Source organism: Kitasatospora sp. NPDC101176, assembly GCF_044768035.1.
Lineage (GTDB): Bacteria > Actinomycetota > Actinomycetes > Streptomycetales > Streptomycetaceae > Kitasatospora.
In genome coordinates this window covers 196,793-217,176 of the sequence record NZ_JBIWPA010000002.1, presented here as the reverse complement: position 1 = coordinate 217,176, position 20,384 = coordinate 196,793, and the positions used below count along the sequence as shown (strand labels likewise).

The following is a 20,384-nucleotide window of genomic DNA, read 5'->3' as shown; positions in this document are numbered from 1 at the left end:
CACCGCCGTGATCGTCTCGCTCAGCATCACCGCCCTGTTCGCGATCCTCTCCGCCGTCCTCATCCGCGGCCGGCGCGTCTCCCTGCCCACCGCCGTCGTGCTCTGGCTGTCCGGCTTCACCCTCGCCTCCACCGGCATGGCCGACCCCGTGAACAACTTCCTCTCCGCCGTCACCCGGATCGTCTCCGGCCACTGACCCCCGCCCCGCTCAACGTCCCGACGGGAGAAGCACCGTGGACCACACCCCGTACCCGCAGCCCGCCCTGGTGCTCTACACCGCCGAGGGCCAGCCCTACTACGCGGCCGCCCCGCTCACCGCACCGCCCGCCATCTACCAGCCCGCCGCCCCGCAGCCGGTCCTCTACGCCCACCCGCCGATCCCGCACCAGCCCACCGTCGTCATACCGGCCCCCGCCCCAGCCGCGCCGCCCGCTCCGGCGCGCGACCCGTGGCCCGCCCGTCTCGCCGCCGGAGGCATCGGGCTCGGCGCCGCCGGCCTCGGCATCGGCTACGCCGCCCAGGCCCTCTCGGCCGCCGCCGGAAGCCTCGGCGGACTCGTCGCCATCGGCGCCGGCACCTACTGCGTCGCCAAACTCCGCGGCGCCACCGGCGGCGGGGGCTCCCAGGGCGCCGTGAACGTCAACGTCACCGTCTCCAACCACAACCGCTGAACGGACCCCTCTTGACCAACCCGCTCGACCCCGCCGGCCTGCTCAACGCCTCGAACTACGACCTCGCCCAGGTCTACGCCCGATACGGCCAACTCCCGCCCGCCGACCACGCCCACCTACTCGCCCTGCTCGCCATCGCCGACGCCATCCACGCCCTCACCGACCAGCCCAAGCCCGCCGCGCCCGACGCCTGAAAGGCCACCCATGGACGAGGACTTCGACCAGCACGACTACGTCGACCAGCCCAACCGCGAGGAAGAGAAGGCCGCCGAGATCGCCCTCGACTTCGCCGACGAACAGCGCCGCATCGAAGAGGAGCAGGCGGCCGGTCCGCAGCCGGGTCACACCGAGATGTGCGAGGGCTGCCACGGCAGCGGCGGCGGCTACGAAGACGAGTACTGGGACGACGAGATCCACGACGTCGTCCTCATCGACTACGAGCACTGCCCCGAATGCGGCGGCTGCGGCTACTACGACTGCGACGCCACCTGCGAGTTCGACCGGGACTGATCCGGCCTGTGCCGACCGCCGTGCCATCCGGACCACCGCCGCAGCCCGCGGCGGGGGTCCGGGCGGTGCGGGGGACGGACAGACCGCGCCCACGCAGCACGAAGCCCCACGCCAGCCGCCGTTTCTTGGCAGAGAGTCGGCTGGTGCGGGGCCCTGCGTCCCCTTCTCAGAGACGGGAACCAGCATGCCCGAGTTCGACCGCTTCACGCTCGCCGTCGTCGATGACGGCTACGACAGGCGCCACGCCTCCGACGGCCACTCCCGCTTCGGCGCCTACCTCGACCGGCACGCCGGCCTCCCCCAGGACGGCGAACCGCCCTACACCGCGGCCGAGTTCGCCGTCGTCGCGTGGGGCATCGCCACCGTCCCGGTGATGTCGCCCGGCTACGTCCACCTGCGCCCGGACCTGCTCGCCGTCACCGCCCACCTGGCCGAGGACGACCCCACCGGCCTGGTCATGCGCCTCACCGCCCCCGTCCCCCACCACGCCCTCGCCACCCGCCCCCGGCCGGGCCGATGGCTGGACTGGGAACGCGACTGCCACCACCACGGCCCCTGGTCGCCCACCGTCGAGCCGATCCCCGACCACCGGCCCACGCTGGTCCTCTCCGCCTACCTCTGCCTGCCCATCCCCACCGACGTGCTGATCACCCCGACCACCAACCGGACCGGCGCCATGCTGACGCACGAGGCCAAGGCCTCCGTCGCCGTGCTCGCCGAACACGTCAACCGGATCGCCGGCCCGGCCCTCGCCGCCCTGCTCGGAGAAGCGTCGTGACCGGCCCGCGGATCGGGTCCCTGTGCACCGGGTACGGCGGCCTGGACATGGCCGCCCGCGCCGTGCTCGGCGGGGAGCTGGCGTGGGTGGCCGACCCCGACCCGGGTGCGTCGGCGATCCTGGCCCACCACCACCCGCACGTGCCGAACCTCGGCGACATCACCGCCGTCACCTGGGGCGACGTCGAGCCGGTGGACGTGCTGACCGCCGGTTTCCCCTGCCAGTCCGTCAGCCTGGCCGGTCTGCGGGCCGGAATCGCCCCCGGCGCAACCTCCGGCCTGTGGGTCGAGGTCGCCCGCGCCGTCCGTGAACTGCGGCCCTCCCTGGTGGTGATCGAGAATGTCCAAGGCCTCCTCTCGGCGAAAGCCGACCGCGGCGACGCTGCTGGAGTGGGACCCGCAGCGCCGGATCTGGACCCGGCGACCGGACGGCCCCTCGCTCTTCGCGCTCTCGGCGCCGTTCTGGGAGACCTGGCCGGCCTCGGGTTCGATGCGGAATGGACGAGCGTGCGCGCGTCCGACGTCGGCGCCGCCCACCAGCGCAACAGGGTCTTCCTCCTCGCCTGGCCCGGCGAACGTGGAGTTGCTGCCCACCCCGACCGTGTCGGAGTCCACCGGCACCGGACACACCGGCCGGGGCGGGATGAACCTGCGGCACACGATCTCCCTGCTGCCGACCCCGACGGCCGCCGACGGCGACCGCACGAGCGCGACGTTCACCCGGGGCAACCCGACCCTGGCCAGCGCCGTGACACCGACACCCGGGACGGAACGGACTGGGGCTCCTACGGCCCGGCCGTCCACCGGTGGGAAACCGTCCTCGGCCGCCCCGCACCCCGACCAACTGACGATTCCGGGCGCCTGAACCCCGTCATGGTCGAGTGGCTGATGGGCCTGCCCGCTGGCCACGTCACCGATGTCCCCGGGCTGACCCGCACCGCCCAGCTCAAGGCCCTGGGCAACGGTGTCCTGCCCGACCAGGCCTCCGCCGCCCTCCGCCTGCTTCTCGACCGCGCCACGGCCGGCGACGCCGGGTCGGGGGTGGCCGCGTGAACCGGATCCCGCCGCTCGGCGACGCCGAAGGCCTGTGGCAGGCCGTGCTGGCCGCCGCCGGAGGCCGCTGCCAGTGCCGAGGCACCTGCGGCACCAGCCACGAGAAGGACGGCGACCGGTGCAAGACCGTCCACGGCCGCTACGGCCGCCGCCACGGCGCCGGCCCCGTGCGCCTGCTCGCCGCCCCCGCCGACCCGAACGGTCTGCTCCTCCCCGCCCACCGGGCCGCCGCCCTGACCAAGCGCGAGCTCGCCGCGTGGTGCCCGGAGTGCCACGACGCCACCCGCCGCGCCGCCAGCAAGGCCCGGCACGCCGCCGCCCCGGCCGACGAGCCGGACTCCCTGTTCGACCTCTGACCTCCCATCCACCGGGCGGTCCGCGCCCGACGTCTTCCCGGGCCCGGACCGCCCTGCTCCCGCACGAAAGGAGCCCGCGTTGAGCACCGAGTACGCGCCGAACGTGATCCCGTTCCGGCCCGAGCCCGCCGAGGTCAAGGCCGCCGAGCAGGCCGTCATCGGCTCCGCCCTGCTCGAACCCGCCCAGATCCCGGCGCTGGCCGCCCAGCTCGGCGACCCCGGCGTCTTCCACCACCCCGCGCACGAGACGATCTGGCGCGCCATCACCCGCATGGCCGGCGGCGAACGGCCGGTCGACCCGCTGCTGCTGACCGGCGTCCTGCGCGCCCAGGGCGACCTCGGCCGCGTCGGCGGACCCGGCTACCTCCACGCGTGCATCGAGGCCACCCCCACCGCCGCCAACGGCGACTACTACGCCGAGATCGTGCGCGTCGCCGCCGAGCGCCGCCGCATCGGCACCACCACCAGCCGCCTCGCCCACATGGCCGGCGACGAGCAGACCGACCTGGAGGCCGTCCGCATCGCCGCCCTGTCCGTCCTCGCGGACCTCGCCGCGGGCGACACCTGGCTCGACCCCGTCCCCCTCGGCTCCCACGCCGCTCTGCCCGTCTTCCCCGTGAAGGCCCTGCCCGGGTGGGTCGGCGCCTACGTGGAGGCCGTCGCCGAGTTCACCCAGACCCCGCCCGACGCGTCCGCCACCATGGCCCTGGCCGCGCTGTCGACCGCCGCCGGCGGCCGGGTGAACGTGGAGATCCGCCCCGGCTGGCGCGAGCAGTCGAACCTCTACCTCACGTGCGCGATGCCCCCGGCCAGCCGCAAGTCCGACGTCTTCGCGTTCACCATGGGCCCCGTCTACAAGGTCGAGGCCGAGCTCCAGTCCGAGGCCAGGGCGGCGATCATCGAGGCCGAGACCGCCCGCGACGCCGCGCTCGCCGAGGTCGAGGCCCTGATGGCCAAGGCCCGCAAGAACCCCGACACCGACCGCGCCCAGCTCGTCGCCGAGATCGCCGCCGCCAAGATGCTCGCCGAGCAGATCACCGTGCCGCCGAGTCCGCGCCTGACCCTGTCCGGGGACATCACCCCGGAGACCGTCACCAGCCAACTCGCCGTGCACCGGTGCCTGGCCGCGCTCTCTCCGGAGGGCGACCTGTTCGACAGCATGCTCGGCCGGTACAGCAGCAAGCCGAACCTGGGCGTGTTCCTCCAGGCCCACAAGGGCGAGCGCCTCCAGGCCGACCGCATCACCCGCGAGCAGCCCACCGTCGACAAGCCCGCCCTCACCATCGGCGCCACCCCGCAGCCCGCCGTCCTCCAGGAACTCGGCGCCGCCCCCGGCGCCCGCGACCGCGGCCTGCTCGCCCGCTTCCTCTACTCCCTGCCGCCCTCCAACCTCGGCTACCGCAAGATCCGCACCACCCCCATCCCCGACAAGGTCGCGAACGCCTACCACCGCAACCTGGCCCGCCTGCTCCGCGCCATGACCGACCTCGCCGAGCCCGTGGTCGTCGTCATGGACCAGGCCGCCGACCTCGCCGTCGAGAAGCTTCAGGAACGCGTCGAGGTGCAGCTCCGCCCCGACCAGCCGCTCGCCCACATCAAGGACTGGGCCGGCAAGCTCGTCGGCCACATCGCCCGCATCGCCGTCCTGCTCCACCTCGCCGACCACATCGCCTCCGACCAGGACCCCGGCACCTGGCGGGGCGAACTCGACGCCGCCACCGTCGACCGGGCCGCCGAGATCGCCGACTACTACACCGCCCACACCCTCGCCGTCTTCGACCTCATCGCCGCCGACCCCGCCACCGAGGACGCCCACGTTCTCCTCCAGTGGCTCCAGCGGCCGAAGAAGGACGGCACCCACCGCACCCACATCAAGGCCCACGACGCCGTCGCCAGCAGCCGCCGCTTCAAGAAGGTCGCCGACGTCGAACCCGCCCTGACCCTGCTCGAACAGCACGGCTACCTCCGCAGCGACCAGCCGCCCGCGGACGGCCGCCGAGGGCGCCAACCGGCCGCTACGTTCCGTGTCCACCCCGCACTCGCCGCCCCCGTGGACGGAGCGGAAACCCCGTAACCGTCAGGGATGTCAGGGAAAATCCCTGACCAGCCAAAACACGCCCTGACCGCCCGTCAGGGAACGTCAGGGATGTCAGGGAAAAGCCGATTTTCCCTGACATCCCTGACAATCCCTGACGCCCTGCCAGGAGCCAAAACCGCAGGTCAGCGATTTTCCCTGACATCCCTGACACTTTCCGGCCCCAATCCCCGTCCGCACACAGGGTCCGTTGCCGTGAGTAGTCACCAATTGGTGCACCCAACCACCCGCCGCGCTCCGGAAAGGACGCCCGTGGCCACCGCCATCCCCGAAGCCCTGACCGTGCCCGAGGTCATGGCCGCACTCCGGATGAGCCGCAGCAAGGTCTACGACCTCATCCGCGCCAAGACGCTCATCAGCTTCACCGAAGGCCGCTGCCGGCGGATCGCCGTCGACAGCCTCGCCGACTACATCCGCACCAAGACCGAGGAGAACCTTCCCTGATGGCCCGAAAGAACCCGAACGGCGCCGGCAGCATCTGGCAGCGCAAAGACGGCCGATACGAGGGGCGCGTGTACGTCCCGCAGCCCGACGGCACCCGCAAGCGCAAGACCGTCTACGGCGACACCTGGGAGGAGTGCGACGCCAAGCGCCAGGAGCTGGTGAAGCGCGCCCGGGACGGCGTCCCGACCCCGACGCGCTCGCAGAAGCTGTCCGAGTGGCTCCCCTACTGGCTGGAGGAGTTCATCCGGCCGCAGCGGAAGAAGACGACGTACGCCAAGTACGAGACCCACGTCAGGCGCTACTTGATCCCGCACATCGGGACCAAGCGCCTGGAGTCGCTGAGTGTCCCCGACGTGCGCCGCCTCGTGGGCACCGTGGCGCGGGAGGCATCCGCCGCCACGGCGAAGGAGTCGCACCGCGTGTTGCGCACGGCCCTGACGGCGGCCTGCCGCGAAGAACTGATCAGCCGGAACGTGGCCACCCTGGTACCGGCCCCGCGTGTGGAGGTGCGTGAGATGAAGACGTGGACGCTGGACGAGACGATCACCTTTCTGGAGGCCGCGCGCCCGGACCCGCTGTACACGGCGTTCGTCCTGGCCATCACGCTGGGCCTCCGGCGCGGCGAGATCCTGGGCCTGCGCTGGAGCGACATCGACCTGGACGGCCGCAAGCTGACCGTTCGCACCCAGCTCCAGCGGGTGCAGAAAGAGCTGTACGCCGACAGCACGAAGAACCGCCGGACGCGGGCGATCCCGCTGCCGGCGATGTGCATCGCTCCGCTGCGGTGGCGACGGTTCCAGCAGACGAAGCAGCGGGAGGACGCCGGCCAGGAGTGGCAGGACACCGGGTACGTGTTCACCACACGGACCGGCCGGCCGATCGAGCCCCGGAACCTCAGCCGGTCCTTCGAGCGGATCGGCGCTGACGCCGGTCTGCCGCGCATCCGGCTGCACGACACGCGGCACGGCTGCGCGACCATCCTGTTCGCCGCCGGCGTCGCCCCGCGGGTGGTGATGGAGATCCTCGGGCACTCGCAGATCGCCGTCACCATGAACGTCTACACGCACGTCTCGGAGGAGACGAGGCGCGAGGCGCTCGGGCACATGGACCGCTTGCTCAAGAGGCGCCGCAAGACCGGCTGACATCAGCGGTTGCCGTCAATCAGTGCAGTCAAAAGGCCCGCAGCATGATCGCTGCGGGCCTTTTGCGCTGGTGGGCGCGGACGGTTTCGAACCGCCGACATCTGCTTTGTAAGAGCAGCGCTCTACCGCTGAGCTACGCGCCCCCCGTCGTGGGCTGGTGGGCGCACGACGAGTGCCTAGGGTACCTGGTTCCGGGGGGTGGTGTGGTGCGGGGTGGTCGGGGGGTGGGACGGGTGGTGGGGGGTGCCGGTGGGGTGGGGCGATCGGGAAGAATGGGGGTGGATCAGAGGGTCGGAGCAGGGAGCGCGCAGTGACGGTGGCCGGCGGGAGCGGGCGGGGGTGGCGTCGGGCGGGAAGTGCGCTGGCCGACGCGCTGGTGTTGCCGGTGGTGCTGGCGGGTGCGCTGGGTGCGGTGGGGTTGGCCTCGGCCGGGAGCGGTGGCTGGTGGGGCCGGCGCGGTGGGGACGGTGTGCGGGCGGAGGCCAAGGCGGCCCGGGACGCCGCGCAGGAGGCGTTCTACGAGCTGGACTCGACGCAGCGCGAGGTGCAGCTGGCGGTGGAGACGGTCCGGGCGGGTGAGGACGAGGCGGCGACCCGGCGGGCGCTGGCCGACCTGGAGGCGATCTCCGGCCGGGTGGACCAGGTCACCGTGAACTACCTGGGCGCCCTGGACGCGTACAACCTGGACGACGAGGCGCTGGACGCCGGTACCGCGGCGCGGGCCCGGCGGCAGCTGGAGGACGTGAAGGGGCAGCTCGGGTCCGCCCGGGCGGAGCTGAACGACTTCCTGCAGCGGCTGCAGCCGGCCGTCGATCGGGCCGAGCAGCAGTTGATGCGGGTCGCCCCGGCGGTCGAGCAGGCGAAGCGGTCCCTGCTGGAGGCGAGCAACGCGCTGGACGCGGCGCGCGGGGCCGGCCTGCGGGCGGACGACCTGGCGGCCCGGCTGGCCGAACTGGCCCCGGAGTTGGGGCGGCTGAACGAGGGCCCGGCCCGGCACGGGGTAGCGGAGACGCTGCGTCGCGCGGACGGGGTGAAGCAGCGCGCGGAGGCGATCGCGGCGGATGCCGGGCAGTTGCCGGAGCGGGCCAGGGAGATCGACCGGCGGGTGGCCAGCCTGCGGACCCGGATCCAGGCGCTGGAGACGAAGGCGGAGACGGTCCAGCCGGCGCTGAGCGAGTTGCGCCGTCGGTTCAGCACGGCCTGCTGGCAGGACCTGCAGCGGGTGCCGGACCAGGTCGCGGAGACCGGCCGGGCTGCGGAGCGCAAGCTGGCGGAGGCCTCGCGGGCGCGGGACGAGCAGCGCTGGGCGGACGCGACGGGCGCGATCGGTACGGTGCGCGCGCTGCTGGACACGGCGGACGGTTCGGTGGTCGCGGTGAACGACCGGCTGCGCCAGTTGAACGAGGTGCAGCACGATCCGAGCCGCGAGGTCGAGCGGGCCCGCTTCGCGCTGCGTGACGCGCAACGGCTGGCGATGGCGGGCCGCAGCGCGCCGGACCCGCGGCATGCGGCGCCGCTGGACGAGGCGGTGGCGCGGCTGGACCGGGCGGTGGCCGTGCTGGAGGCGGCCGGCCGGCATCCCGACTACTGGCACTTCCTGACGGAGCTGGCGGGCGTGCGGGAGACGGCGGCCCGGGTGATCGACCTGATCCGCGGCGATCTCGGCGGTCACCGGTAGGACAAGGCGGTACGGCAAGGTGGTACGGCAAGGCAGCACGACAAGGCAGCACGACAAGGCGGCACGGCAGGACGGCACGGCGAGGCTGCAGGGGCCGAACCCGGAGCGGGAACCCGGGCGGAAGGGGAGCGGCCGGGCCGCTCCCGCGCAGGGCTCGGACAACGGGCCCGCCCCTGGGTACCCTGCGGGTATGCCACGCTACGACTTCCGCTGCCGCTCCTGCGGCGCCACCTTCGAGCTCCGTCGCCCGATGGCGCAGGCCAACGACCCCGCCGTCTGCCCGCAGGGCCACGAGGACACCGCGAAGCTGCTGTCCACCGTCGCCGTCACGGGTGCCGCTTCCGGCGGGGCCCCGCAGCAGGCCCCTTCCGGTGGTGGCGGGGGCTGCTGCGGCGGGGGGTGCTGCGGCTAGGACCCGAAACCTTCCCGTTCACCACCACCCCCGGCCCCCCGATCTCCCGGCCCCGAGCCCTCAGCCCGCCACCGGGACGCCGCCGCGGACCCGGGTGAGGAAGCGCCGGACGATCTCCTCCCCCGCCGCCACCCCCACCTCGTCGAGGGCGGTGACGCCGGGGGCGGTCCAGCCGGAGTCGGCGAGTTCGCCGTGCCCGGGCCGCCAGGCTGCGTCGGCGGCGAGCAGCAGGTCCGCGTCGAGCAGTGAGTCGCCGGCGGCGAGGACGGTGGTCGCACCGGTGCGCCGGACGGCTTCGGCGAGGGCGGCGCTCTTGGTGAGCGGCGCCGGGACGGCGTACACCTTCCGCCCCTGGAGGGAGACCGTCCAGCCGCGTTCGGCGCACCAGCCGGTCAGCTCGTCGACCCAGCCCGCGGGCAGTTCGGCGCGTTCGACGACCAGGTAGGCGAAGAGCCCGTCGGCGGCGCGGCGCTTGTGGGTCCACTCCGGGGCCGCGGTCAGCGCGAGGTGGCGGACGACCTCGTCGAGCGGGGCGGAGCCGGCGGCGAGGCGTCCGGTGATCTCGGCGCGCCAGTCCTGGTCGGGCACGCCGTCGACGAGCAGCTGCCCGCCGTTGCTGCAGATCGCGTAGGCGGGGACCCAACCGGGCGTCGGGCCGGGCAGGTTGATCCGCTCGTACTGGGTGAGGGTGCGGGTGGTGGCGGGGACGAGGCAGGCTTCGCGGGCGAGGTCGACGAGCAGCGCGGCGGCCTGCTCGGTCATGAAGGAGAGCGCCTTGCCGTCGTGCACCTCGACGGAGAGCAGCCGCGGGGCGAGCCGGTCGGGCACGTCCAGGGCGAGGGCCCGGTTGGAGTAGATCAGCGTCCGGTCGAGGTCGCTGGCCACCAGCACCTCGGTCGCGACGTCGGTGTGCATCAGGACTCCTTCGTCAGAACGGCCCTACCGGAGGCTCCGGTCGCGCCTCGACTGTAGCGGGGGTGGATGAGGCCAACGCAGGTGTAGGGCAGGCCGTCGACCTCTTCGACCTCGACTCCGCGCTGGGCGGCGAGCAGCCGGACGTGGTCGAGGTCGGCGCCGGCACCGCGCCGGGCGAGCACGCGCCAGGGGACGCGGCGCAGCAGGACCCGGGTGGTCTCGCCGACGCCGGGCTTCACCAGGTTGACGTTGTCGATGCCGTACTCGCCGCTGATCCGCTCGACGGCGGCCCAGCCGGCCCAGTCGGGTGCACGGTCGGGGTCGACGGCGAGCCGGTCGGCCGCGGCGACGGCTTCGGCGCGGACGGCGGCGAAGTGGTCGGCCACGGTGTCCAGGAAGGCGGCGGAGACGTCGGCGGTGCCGAGTTCGGCGTAGTGCTTGGCGCCGTGGAAGTCGTCCGGTCCGATCAGGCCGGGCCGCAGGACGGTGCGCGAGATCAGCCCGGAGACGGTGGAGTTGAGGCAGGCGGACGGGATCAGGAAGTCGTCCCGGGTGCCGTGGGTGCGCACGCAGCGGCCGGGGTCGGCGAGGACGGCGAGGTCCGGGTCGAAGCCGGTCCCGGCGAGGGCCTCGGCGAGTTCGCGGGTGATCGCGCCCTTGCCGGTCCAGCCGTCGACGAACACCACGTCGCCGGCCGGGTGGTGGGCGTCGAGGTAGCGCAGCGCGACCGGGTCGATGCCGCGGCCGCGGACGATCGAGACGGCGTAGTGCGGGGTGTCGACGCCGTGGGCGAAGGCGAGCCAGCGGCGGATCAGGATGCCGACGGGCGTGCCGGCCCGGGCCAGCGAGGCCAGCACCAGGCCGGGGCCGCGTTCGCGCAGCAGGGTCTCGGCGACGGTGCCGACGGCGAGCGCGATCCGGCGGGCGGAGCTGCGCAGCGCCTGGTGGAACAGCTCCTGGTACTCGGGGCTGGGCTGGTACTCGACCGGCAGCGACTCGGCGTAGTGGGCGCCGCCGTTCTGGACGGCCTCCTCCCGCTCCTCGGTGGGGGCTTCGAGCGGCACGTCGGAGAGGTCCTTGAGCAGCCAGGCGACCTCGTCGGGGCGGTAGGAGGAGAACGCCGGCCCGCGGAGCGGCGTCGGCAGCACCACGGGCGACGCCGGGACCGGCGGGGCAGCCAGGCTGGACGGGGCAGCCGGGCCGAACGCCGCAGTCGGCGCGGACGGGGCAGCCGGGCCGGACGCCGCAGTCGGCGCGGACGGGACAGCCGGGCCGGACGCCGCAGCCAGCACGGGCGCCGGCCCCGCCCCGGACGGCCGGTGGGAGGGCAGCACCGCGAGCACCACCCGGTCGGTGACCTGCCGCAGCTGCCCGATCAGGGCGTGCTCGCCCTCGTGCAGCGCGGGCGTGTCGGCGACGTCGTCGACGACCAGCACGACGGCGTCGAAGCGGCGGGCCGGGTCGGCGCCGGGGGCGACGTTGTAGGCGTAGCGCTCCTGCGAGGCCCCGTCCTGCGGGTCGTCGTGGGCGGGGAAGGCGAGCCGGGTGCGGATGGCGTAGCCGGGGTCGTCGACCGCGAGGACCGGTGAGCGGGTGGTGGTGGAGTAGCGGACGCGGTCGCCGCCGAGCCGGTCGGCGAGGGCGTCGGCGAGGCGCAGCGGCGCGTACATCAGCTCCTCGAAGCCGAGGACGAGGACGCGCTCCGCCGTCGTGGGCAGTGCCGCGGCCAGCTGCTCGGCCAACCGGGGCAGGGCGGCGTCGAGCCGGGCGCGGTGCCGGGCGGTGAAGCCGTGCCGGCCGCCGTCCGGGAGTCCGGCGGGCCAGTCCAGGGCGGCCCGGACCAGCGGGGCCGGCCGGGGTGCCGGCGGGGCGGCCGGGGCCGGGCCGACCTCGGCGATCAGCCGCTCGGCGCGGTCCAGGATGTCGACGGGGAGCCGGACGGCGCCGCTGGCGGTGGCCACCAGGTCGAGCCGTGCGCCGAGTTCGGCGGCGGTGCCGTCGAGCCGGTGCCGGTCCTCGGCCGAGCGGAGGTCGACCAGGGCGACGACGACGTAGTGGTCGCGCGGGTGGCGGGCGTGCAGGGCGCGGATCGTGTTGAGGACGGTCTGCCCGGTGGAGAACTCGTCGTCGACCAGCACCAGCGGGCCGTCTCCCGCGAGCAGGCCGGGGTCGTCGGGGAGGAGCAGGTGCGAGGTGGCGTGCGAGTGCTCCTCCTCGAAGCCGCCGAGCGGCGCCGTGCCGGGTACCGGGCGGCGGGTGGAGTGCAGGTAGGGGGCGTCGAGGCCGTCGGCGACGCTGTGGCCGAGGCCGGTGGCGGTCTCCGCGTAGCCGAGGACGACGGCTCGGGCGGCCGCCTCGGCGCCGAGCAGTTCGCGGACCCGGGCACCGAGTTCGAGTCCGGAGCGGTGGACGACCGAGGGCCGCTGCGGGACGTGCTTGCCGAGCACGGTGGAGACCAGCAGGTGGGCGCGCTTGCGGTTCTCGCGCAGGGCGAGGCCCACGAGTTCGGGGAGGCGGTCGGATCCGGTCAGGCCGATGCCGGCCCGGTCGGCGACCCACTGACCGGTCCACGTCTGCTGTGCTGTCACTGCTGGTCCTGCCTTCGGTGGTGCGGTTGCGGATCTGTGGGTCGTACGGACCTGGTGGGCCACTCGGACCTGCCGGGCCTTGCGGACCTGGTAGGTCCTACGGATCGAACAGCTCAGCTCATCCGGATCAATCAGGGCGTCCGGGTCAATCGGGCTGTCCGGCCCAATCAGGCCGTCCGGACCAATCGGGCCGTCCGGAGCGAACGGGTCATTCGGATCAGCGGTCGAGCGCCCCGCGGCCCTCGCCCCGCGGGCGGACGCCCACGGCCGCGGGGCGCCGCCCGCCTCAGCCCCCGCACAGGCAGGCCGACAGCAGTTCCGCGAAGCTCACGTCCTCCCGGGCCACTCCGAACACCTCCGCCCGCAGCAGTACCCGTTCCGCCCAGGCGCGGTGCGGCCGGGCCTCGTTCATCTTGTTGGTGTACGCCGAGCGCAGTACGCCGCCGCCGTCCTGCTCCTGCCGGAGGATGTCCCGGGCGTCGCAGTACTCCTCGTGCGTGACCACGGAGAGTGCGTGCACCGCGGGGACGTGGCTGGGGTGGATGCAGGTCTTGCCGAGCAGGCCGTTGGCCCGATCGAGTTCGACCTCCCTGATCAGCCCGTCCAGGTCGTGCTCGATGATCCGCCGCCGGACCTCCTCGCCGGAGGCGTGGTCGGTGCCGGAGGCCTCGGCGAAGGGCGTGCGGCGCAGTTGCGGTTTGAACATCCGCTCCTGGACCGGGAAGTACTCCCAGACCGGGCCGGTGACGGTGTACCCCGTGCCGTCGGCCCGGCCGAGCACGTTGACGACGTCGCCGATCACGGCGGCGACCAGCGCGACGTCGTACGCGGTGAGGTCGGGCGAGCGGCGCAGGCCGTAGGCGGAGCAGAGGTCGGTCACGCCCAGGCGGACGGCGAGCACCCGCTCCCGGTGGGCGGCGAGCAGCTCCGCGATGCCGAACAGCTGCCCGCGGCGGGTCTCCAGGTGGGCGAGTTCGGGCGATTCGAGCACGGGCATGGCGAACAGCCTGCGCCCGGTGGCGGCCTCGGCCTCGGCCAGGGCGGTCAGGTAGGCGCCGCCGCTCTCGGTGGTGAACTTCGGCAGGACGAAGCCGCTGAGCAGGTCGACGGCCGGCCCGAGCCGTCGGGCGAGGTCCGGGATCTGGGAGGCGGCTCGAACTCTGATGAAGAGCAGGGGGTGACCCTGTGTGCAGTCGGTGAAGTCCGTGACCAGATCGTTCAACTGCTCGACGAGGTTGCGCTCCCCGGCGTCCACCTCGTGGTCGGCGATGGCGTCCTCCAGGCAGAGCACCATCGAGACCACCCCCCGAGCAGCCTGTTTGCGGACGTCCGCGGCCAGGGCGGGCCGGGTGGCGGGGCAGTAGAGGGTGCCGCCGAGGGCGGTCGCGAGGACCGCGGGCTCGCTCCGGGCGGTGAACGGCCTGGGTTCCTCCAGGAAGAGCCGGCCGCGTACGTCGTCGGCGAGGTGGCCGAAATGGCGCAAGGTGCTCTCCTCAGGATGGACGGGCTCCGGCCCGTTGCCGGGGCGTGCGGCGGCGCGGCGCGGCACCGGGTTCGGGCCGGACGGCACGGGGGTCGACCGGCTCGCCGGGCGCCGTGGTTCCCGGGTGCGCGCCGGCGGATCCCCCTCCGCCGGACCCCCGGGGGCCCTTCGACCGCCCATCGTACGGACGGGATCCGGCCGTCCGCGGTTCCGGGTCACTGAACTCTCGGAACATCTCCGTCCACTTCACCGATCGCGGGTGAAGTCCCGGCAAACCCCCGGCAAGCGCAAGTCTTGGCAAAGTCCGACGCGAGCCCGGCAACCCCGGTCACGTTGTCCGAAGGGGTGGCGAACGGGCAGGATGGTCCGCTATGACGCACGTGATGGCCAAGGGCGCCAACATCGCACTGCCGGCGGCGGCGGTCCGCGCCGTGCTGCGCTGGAGCGCCACGCCCGGTGCGCCGGACGTGGACGCGTCCGCGCTGCTGCTCGGAGCCAACGGCAAGGTCCGTTCGGATGCCGACTTCGTCTTCTACAACCAGCCCCGGCACCCGTCCGGCCTGGTCCGCCACCTGCCCAAGCAGCAGACCTCCGGCGGCGCCGAGATCATCGACACGGTCGAGGTCGAGCTGGCCAAGCTGCCCGCCGACGTGGACCGGGTGGTGCTGGCGGGCTCCTCCGAGGGCGGCCCGTTCCGGGCGGTGCCGGGGCTGCGCCTGCTGCTCTTCGACGCCGCGAGCGGTGACGGCGGGACGGCGCTCGCCCAGTTCGACATCAGCGACGGGGAGAACGTCACCGCCCTGGTCGCAGGCGAACTGTACCGCCGGGCCGGGGCCTGGAAGTTCCGGGCGATCGGCCAGGGCTACACCTCCGGGCTGATCGGCCTGGCCACCGACTTCGGCATCACGGTGGACGACGAGGCGGAGGGCGCCGACTCCGGGGCGCCCGCGGGGGCCCCCACGGCCGCGCCCGCCTCGACCGCCACGCCCACCGCCGCCCTCGACCCGCGCAGCACGCCGCTGCCCGACCCGCGTCCGGCCGCCCGGCCCGAGCCCGGCACCTTCACCCTGGCCCCGGCCGTCCCGCAGCCCTCGACCCCGCCCCAGGGCCAGGGTCAGGCCCAGGGCCGTCCGCAGACCACCGCCGCCGCGGGCCAGGCGCCGACCCCGCCGCCGCCCACCGCCCCGCCGACCGTGACTCCGCCGCCGACCGCGCCACCGGCCATGCCGACGGCACCGCCGACGCCTCCGCCCGTGCCTCCGGGCCACCAGCCCGGCACCGGCTACGGCTACCCCCAGCCGCCGCAGGCCCCGTCCGGCGCCGGCTACGGCTATCCGCAGCAGCACTCCGCCCCGCCCCCGCAGGGCACCGGCTACGGGTATCCGCAGCCCACCCCCCAGCAGTACCCGCCGCAGGCCGGCACGGGCTACGGATACCCGCAGCAGCAGCCCGCCCCGCCGCAGCAGGGCACGGGGTACGGGTACCCGCACCAGCAACAGCACGCCCAGCCCCCGGCTCAGCCGCCGGCTCAGCCGCCGGCCCAGGCCCAGGCCCAGGGCCAGGGCCAGGGCCAGGGCCAGCCCGCCGGAGGCGAGGACTTCGCCCTGCCGCCACAGGGCCCGCAGTTCCAGCCGCGCTGACCGGACCGCCTCACTCACCACACGGCCGCACGGACCACACGGCCGCACGGGGCTCGTCCGGCGGGATCCGCCGGCCGGCCCCGGCCCCCGGTCCGCCCCCCGGTCCGGGCTCGGCAGCGGGGCGCCGCCGGGCCGCCCCGGCCCGCCGAACTACTCCGCGCCGCCCGACTCGCCCTTGTAGCCGCGCTGCCACTGCATCCCGAACCCGTACAGCCGGTCGATGTCCGCCTGGAAGCCGTTGACGTACCGCACCTCCCGGCGCACCGTCAGCTGGTTGTCCCCGGCGTTCTCGATCAGCACCACCGCGCAGGAGCGCGCCGCCCGGGCCCGCTCGTCCAGCTTGATCTCGATCCGCGGCCCGGTCTGCGGCACGATCGTCACCACCGCGTGCGACTGCTCGAAGGCCGGCGTCCCGTCGTAGATGTAGACGAAGATCAGCAGCCGCTTGAACTTGTCCTTCTTCTCCAGGTTGACGTACATCGTCTCGCCGGAGGGCGCCCCGTACTGGTCGTCGCCGCTGAGCTTGATGTACGGCGGCTGCCGGAGGTCGCCGAAGTAGCCGCCGAGCGGCTGCACCACCCCGCTGCTGCCGTCGGACAGTTCGTACATGCAGGCCAGATCGAGGTCGACGTTGACCTGCTCGTTCTGGGCGGTGTCCGGCTCCAGCGGGCTGAGGATGCGCGGGCTGAAGAAGCGTTTGATCCGCTCGCCGCCGCTCGGGCGGACGGCTCCGGAGCGGGTGGTCCAGTGCAGGTTGACGTAGAGGTACCCGGTGGTGGCCGCGGACCCGGTGATCGCGTGCTGCGGGGTCGACTTGGTGAGTATGACCTTGTGTTGACCGCCGGGGTTGTCGAAGGTGTAGTTGCGCTCCCCGCGCAGGTACTCCCAGATCGAGACCATCCCGTCCTCTCCCCCCGCCCCGTCAGGCGTTCTGACGGGGCGCCGTTCCATGATCGGGCATCAGCCCGGCCGCCGGATACCCGAACCGTCCTCTCCCCTACCCCAAAGCGCCGCCCGGCGCTCACCCTCGGGCCGATTGGCCGGGGAAGCCGCCCTCCCGTAACATGCGGCCCCCTCGGACGCGATATCGTCTAGCCGCACAGGTGTCCCGTCCCGTCCTGCGCGGGCGCGGTGGGCACGCCGTGCGGCGACGAACGATCCGTCAGGCGGCCCAGGCACCAAGGGAGCTGGCCGCCTGTGTCGCTCCGTGAACCCGTCCCCTGCGGAAACCCGAGGCCCGACCCGCAATGAACCTGACCTCCATACAGCTGGTCTGGACCGTCGTCGGAGGCGCAGCCCTGCTGTTCGTCGCCGTGCTGGTGGCGACGCTGCGTTTCAAGAACACGAAGAAGGAGGAGGCCGGCGACTCCTGGGAGCGCAGTGAGGAGCGGCGGCGGCGCAAGGAGATGATCTACGGCATCTCCTCCTACACGCTGCTGTTCTGCTGCGCCGGCGTCGCGGCCGCGCTCTCCTTCCACGGCCTGGTCGGATTCGGCAAGGAGAACCTGGGGCTCTCCAACGGCTGGGAGTACCTCGTCCCGTTCGGCCTGGACGGCGCCGCGATGTTCTGCTCGGTGCTCGCGGTGCGCGAGGCCAGCCACGGTGACGCCGCGCTCGGTTCGCGCCTGCTGGTCTGGGTGTTCGCGATCGCCTCGGCCTGGTTCAACTGGGTGCACGCCCCGCGCGGCGTGTCGCACGACGGTGCCCCGCAGTTCTTCTCCGGCATGTCGATCTCGGCGGCCATCCTGTTCGACCGGGCGCTGAAGCAGACCCGCAAGGCCGCGCTGCGCGAGCAGGGCCTCGTGCCGCGCCCGCTGCCGCAGATCCGGATCGTCCGCTGGCTGCGCGCCCCGCGCGAGACCTACGCGGCCTGGTCGCTGATGCTGCTGGAGAACGTCCGCAGCCTGGACGAGGCGGTCGAGGAGGTGCGCGAGGAGCGTCAGGCGAAGCTGGACGCCAAGGCCCGCGCCCGCACCGCCGACCGTCGCGAGCGGGCCGAGCTCAAGGCCATCTCCCGCCAGGGCGGCATGCTGACCCGGGCCCGCGGCGGCCGCCAGGTGCCGGCGCTGACGGCGGCCGGAGACGGCCCGACCGCTACGGAGCCTGCCCTAGCGGCCGAGTCGGACACCGCCTCCCCGCGTCAGTCCGCCTCCGCGGCGCTCGAGTCGGCCCCCTCGGGCGCCCTGGACGCCGGCCGCCGCCCGCGTGCCGCCGTCGGCTCGTCCTATTCCTCCTCGTCCTACTCCTCGTCGTCGTCCTACTCGTCCTCCTCGTCCTACGAGTCGGGTTCGTCCTACGACTCGGGCTCCTACTCCTCGGGCTCGTCGTACTCCTCGGGCACCGAGAAGGGCTCGTCCCAGCGCGGCTCGACCGTCGACCTGACGGCGGACGACGACACCCTCTCGATGCCGAAGCTGGACTCGCTGGAGCGCAAGCTGCGCGCCATCGAGCAGCAGCTCGGCTGAGGACCGCGCACCACACCGCACGCGCGAAGGCCGCCCCCGGGAGTCCCGGGGGCGGCCTTCGCGCGTGCGGTGTGCCGAACGACTACTGGTCGCTGCTCACCAGTTCGTGGTCGTCGTCCGACCCCTCGCGCCGGTTGCGCAGGATCGAGGAGCCGAGCGCCAGCCCGATGAACGCCACGCCGATCAGGCCGGTGACGATCTCTGGGATGTGGTACTTGATCCCGACCATCAGGATCACGGCCAGGGCGCCGATCGCGTAGTGCGCGCCGTGCTCCAGGTAGACGTAGTCGTCCAGGGTGCCCTTGCGGACCAGGAAGACGGTCAGCGAGCGGATGTACATCGCGCCGATGCCGAGGCCCAGGGTGATCTGGAAGATGTCGCTGGAGATGGCGAACGCGCCGACCACGCCGTCGAAGGAGAACGAGGCGTCCAGGACCTCCAGGTAGAGGAAGAGGAAGAACGCGGCCTTGCCGCCGACCTGGACGATCGACTTGCCGCTCTTCTCGGCCTCCTCCTCGCGCTCGGCCTCCTCCTCCAGGCCCGCCTCGAAGACGGAGGAGAGCCCGCCGACCACGAGGTAGGTGATCATGCCGAGGACACCGGCGAGCAGAACGGTCTCCGCGTGCTCCCCGGCGAAGAAGTTGGAGGCCAGCACCAGGGTGACCAGCGCGACGACCACGGAGAAGGCGTCCAGCTTGCCGACCTTCTCGAGCGGGCGCTCGATCCAGGCCAGCCAGTTGTGCTCCTTCTCCTCGAACACGAAGTCGAGGAAGATCATCAGCAGGAACACGCCGCCGAAGGCCGCGATGGCGGGGTTGGCCGCCTCCAGGTACTGGCCGTAGGTGAGGCCCTCGTACGTCTTGTCGGAGTGCAGCGCGAGGTCGATGACCGTGCTGGGGTTGAGCTGGGCGGTGAGGCCGACGACCAGCAGCGGGAAGACCAGGCGCATGCCGAAGACGGCGATGAGCACGCCCACCGTCAGGAAGATCTTCTGCCAGTACGGGTTCATCCGCTTCAACACCGTGGCGTTGACCACCGCGTTGTCGAACGACAGGGAGATCTCCAGGATGGAGAGGATCAGCACGATGCCGAATCCTTGGGCCCCCCAGAGCAGTCCGGCCGCGATCAGGCCGATGACGGTGATCGCGAACGACCAGCCGAAAGTGCGGAGGAACACGGGACTTGGTTACCTTTCGGGTTCGGGCCGTGCCGGGGGTCGGCCTCGTCCCGAGACGCCCTGACCGGGCCCGGCCCGGTCAGGTCACCCCCGCACTGCCCTCTGTTCTCATGATCGTTGGTTGGGTGCGATCGTTCTGATTTTCGCCCTTACTGTACGTTCACTCCGAAATCGAGCGCGATGCCGCGCAGGCCGGAGGCGTACCCCTGGCCCACCGCGCGGAACTTCCACTCGCCCGCGTAGCGGTACAGCTCGCCGAAGATCATCGCGGTCTCGCTGGACGCGTCCTCGGACAGGTCGTAGCGCGCGATCTCCTGGCCGTCCAGGGAGTTGGCGACCCGGATGTAGGCGTTGCGGACCTGCCCGAAGTTCTGCAGCCGGGCCTCGGCGTCGTAGATCGACACCGCGAAGACGACCCTGTCCGCCTGGGCCGGGACGAGGTCCAGGTTGACCAGGACCACCTCGTCGTCGCCGGTGTCGTCGCCGCCGGTGAGGTTGTCGCCGGTGTGCTCGACCGAGCCCTCGGGGCTCTTGAGGTTGTTGTAGAACACGAAGTACTCGTCACCGAGCACCCGGCCGCCGCCGCAGATCAGGGCGCTCGCGTCGAGGTCGAACGGTGCGCCCGTGGTCGAACGGGCGGACCAGCCGAGGCCGATCTGGACCTGCGTCAGGTTCGGCGCGGCCTTGGTGAGCGAGACGTTCCCGCCCTTGGCGAGCGTGACCACCATGACTGTTCTTCCTCCCTTGCCTTCTCCCGGGGCGCGCCTACAAGGTGTAGTCCCCCGAGACCCCGGCCGGCCCCGTTTGGCCGGCTGAACTTCCTGAACTCACATCCTCCCAGCGCGCGGCGCCGGGACGGAACGGGGGCGGGGCCCGCCCCGGGGGGGGGGGGGGGGGGCCCCCCCCCCCCCGGCGGGGGGGGGCCCCGCCGCCGGCCCCGCGGGGGCCCGGTTGGGCCCCCGCACAGGGGGGGGCGGC

At 73.3% G+C, this 20,384-nt stretch carries 20 protein-coding genes and 1 tRNA gene; 14 read left to right on the top strand and 7 right to left on the bottom strand.

All coding sequences use genetic code 11. From position 1 onward, the window contains the following. The first annotated feature begins 7 nt into the window (after positions 1 to 7). From ACIRS1_RS03730 to xerC, 10 genes are all read left to right on the top strand, one after another. The gene (locus ACIRS1_RS03730; protein ID WP_402836541.1) at positions 8 to 196 is read left to right on the top strand and encodes a hypothetical protein; all 189 of its coding nucleotides are present in this window, start codon (positions 8 to 10) and stop codon (positions 194 to 196) included. A 37-nt stretch (positions 197 to 233) separates the two neighbouring features. Further along, a complete protein-coding gene (locus tag ACIRS1_RS03725) occupies positions 234 to 671 on the top strand; it encodes a hypothetical protein (protein WP_402836539.1) in 438 nt (145 codons plus the stop codon). Positions 672 to 682: 11 nt separating this feature from the next. After that, positions 683 to 865: a hypothetical protein gene (locus ACIRS1_RS03720; protein ID WP_402836537.1), complete on the top strand. Its 183-nt coding sequence runs from the start codon at positions 683 to 685 to the stop codon at positions 863 to 865. 10 nt (positions 866 to 875) lie between these two features. Next, positions 876 to 1,181 carry a hypothetical protein gene (locus ACIRS1_RS03715; protein ID WP_402836536.1) on the top strand — a complete coding sequence of 102 codons (306 nt, stop codon included), beginning with the start codon at positions 876 to 878 and terminating at the stop codon, positions 1,179 to 1,181. 184 nt (positions 1,182 to 1,365) lie between these two features. Then, positions 1,366 to 1,959, top strand: coding sequence for a hypothetical protein (locus ACIRS1_RS03710; RefSeq protein ID WP_402836535.1), 594 nt, complete (start codon positions 1,366 to 1,368; stop codon positions 1,957 to 1,959). Between the two features lie 47 nt (positions 1,960 to 2,006). Continuing rightward, positions 2,007 to 3,011: a DNA cytosine methyltransferase gene (locus ACIRS1_RS03705; RefSeq protein ID WP_402836873.1), complete on the top strand. Its 1,005-nt coding sequence runs from the start codon at positions 2,007 to 2,009 to the stop codon at positions 3,009 to 3,011. After that, positions 3,008 to 3,367 carry a hypothetical protein gene (locus tag ACIRS1_RS03700; protein ID WP_402836533.1) on the top strand — a complete coding sequence of 120 codons (360 nt, stop codon included), beginning with the start codon at positions 3,008 to 3,010 and terminating at the stop codon, positions 3,365 to 3,367. Before ACIRS1_RS03705 ends, ACIRS1_RS03700 begins: the two co-directional genes overlap by 4 nt. 79 nt (positions 3,368 to 3,446) lie before the next feature. Then, positions 3,447 to 5,441: a DUF3987 domain-containing protein gene (locus ACIRS1_RS03695; protein WP_402836531.1), complete on the top strand. Its 1,995-nt coding sequence runs from the start codon at positions 3,447 to 3,449 to the stop codon at positions 5,439 to 5,441. A gap of 273 nt (positions 5,442 to 5,714) precedes the next feature. Next, positions 5,715 to 5,906 (top strand): helix-turn-helix domain-containing protein, encoded by a 192-nt coding sequence (locus ACIRS1_RS03690; protein ID WP_402836529.1) that lies wholly within the window; start codon positions 5,715 to 5,717, stop codon positions 5,904 to 5,906. Then, positions 5,906 to 7,048, top strand: a complete 1,143-nt coding sequence (gene xerC, locus ACIRS1_RS03685; RefSeq protein ID WP_402836527.1) for a tyrosine recombinase XerC — start codon at positions 5,906 to 5,908, stop codon at positions 7,046 to 7,048. Before ACIRS1_RS03690 ends, xerC begins: the two co-directional genes overlap by 1 nt. A gap of 68 nt (positions 7,049 to 7,116) precedes the next feature. Here the strand turns inward: xerC and ACIRS1_RS03680 are convergent. Beyond that, positions 7,117 to 7,191 (bottom strand) — tRNA-Val (locus ACIRS1_RS03680). 167 nt (positions 7,192 to 7,358) lie between these two features. Between ACIRS1_RS03680 and ACIRS1_RS03675 the strand changes: the two genes are divergently transcribed. Then, the gene (locus tag ACIRS1_RS03675; RefSeq protein ID WP_402836525.1) at positions 7,359 to 8,726 is read left to right on the top strand and encodes a hypothetical protein; all 1,368 of its coding nucleotides are present in this window, start codon (positions 7,359 to 7,361) and stop codon (positions 8,724 to 8,726) included. A 190-nt stretch (positions 8,727 to 8,916) separates the two neighbouring features. Beyond that, positions 8,917 to 9,138: a zinc ribbon domain-containing protein gene (locus tag ACIRS1_RS03670; protein WP_360222652.1), complete on the top strand. Its 222-nt coding sequence runs from the start codon at positions 8,917 to 8,919 to the stop codon at positions 9,136 to 9,138. Positions 9,139 to 9,198: 60 nt separating this feature from the next. Here the strand turns inward: ACIRS1_RS03670 and ACIRS1_RS03665 are convergent, their stop codons facing one another. From ACIRS1_RS03665 to ACIRS1_RS03655, 3 genes are all read right to left on the bottom strand, one after another. Beyond that, complete coding sequence (locus ACIRS1_RS03665) at positions 9,199 to 10,053, bottom strand: HAD family hydrolase (protein ID WP_387898022.1); 855 nt, start codon at positions 10,051 to 10,053, stop codon at positions 9,199 to 9,201. After that, complete coding sequence (locus ACIRS1_RS03660) at positions 10,053 to 12,641, bottom strand: phosphoribosyltransferase domain-containing protein (protein WP_402836522.1); 2,589 nt, start codon at positions 12,639 to 12,641, stop codon at positions 10,053 to 10,055. Before ACIRS1_RS03660 ends, ACIRS1_RS03665 begins: the two co-directional genes overlap by 1 nt. Positions 12,642 to 12,927: 286 nt before the next feature. Next, entirely contained in the window at positions 12,928 to 14,124 is a 1,197-nt protein-coding gene (locus ACIRS1_RS03655) for an HpcH/HpaI aldolase/citrate lyase family protein (protein ID WP_396316811.1), read from the bottom strand. Between the two features lie 371 nt (positions 14,125 to 14,495). Here ACIRS1_RS03655 and ACIRS1_RS03650 point away from each other — a divergent pair, with 371 nt between their 5' ends. After that, the gene (locus ACIRS1_RS03650) at positions 14,496 to 15,764 is read left to right on the top strand and encodes a TerD family protein (RefSeq protein ID WP_402836520.1); all 1,269 of its coding nucleotides are present in this window, start codon (positions 14,496 to 14,498) and stop codon (positions 15,762 to 15,764) included. Between the two features lie 150 nt (positions 15,765 to 15,914). Here the strand turns inward: ACIRS1_RS03650 and ACIRS1_RS03645 are convergent, their stop codons facing one another. After that, positions 15,915 to 16,664 (bottom strand): Tellurium resistance, encoded by a 750-nt coding sequence (locus ACIRS1_RS03645; protein WP_402836518.1) that lies wholly within the window; start codon positions 16,662 to 16,664, stop codon positions 15,915 to 15,917. 347 nt (positions 16,665 to 17,011) lie between these two features. Between ACIRS1_RS03645 and ACIRS1_RS03640 the strand changes: the two genes are divergently transcribed. Then, on the top strand, positions 17,012 to 18,229 hold the full coding sequence (locus ACIRS1_RS03640; RefSeq protein ID WP_402836516.1) for a DUF2637 domain-containing protein: 1,218 nt from the start codon (positions 17,012 to 17,014) through the stop codon (positions 18,227 to 18,229). Positions 18,230 to 18,311: 82 nt separating this feature from the next. Here ACIRS1_RS03640 and ACIRS1_RS03635 read toward each other — a convergent pair whose 3' ends face one another. Together ACIRS1_RS03635 and ACIRS1_RS03630 are read right to left on the bottom strand one after the other, a co-directional pair. Then, complete coding sequence (locus ACIRS1_RS03635; RefSeq protein WP_360210003.1) at positions 18,312 to 19,406, bottom strand: DUF475 domain-containing protein; 1,095 nt, start codon at positions 19,404 to 19,406, stop codon at positions 18,312 to 18,314. Between the two features lie 149 nt (positions 19,407 to 19,555). Then, positions 19,556 to 20,134 (bottom strand): TerD family protein, encoded by a 579-nt coding sequence (locus ACIRS1_RS03630; RefSeq protein WP_360210005.1) that lies wholly within the window; start codon positions 20,132 to 20,134, stop codon positions 19,556 to 19,558. Between the last annotated feature and the right edge of the window lie 250 nt (positions 20,135 to 20,384).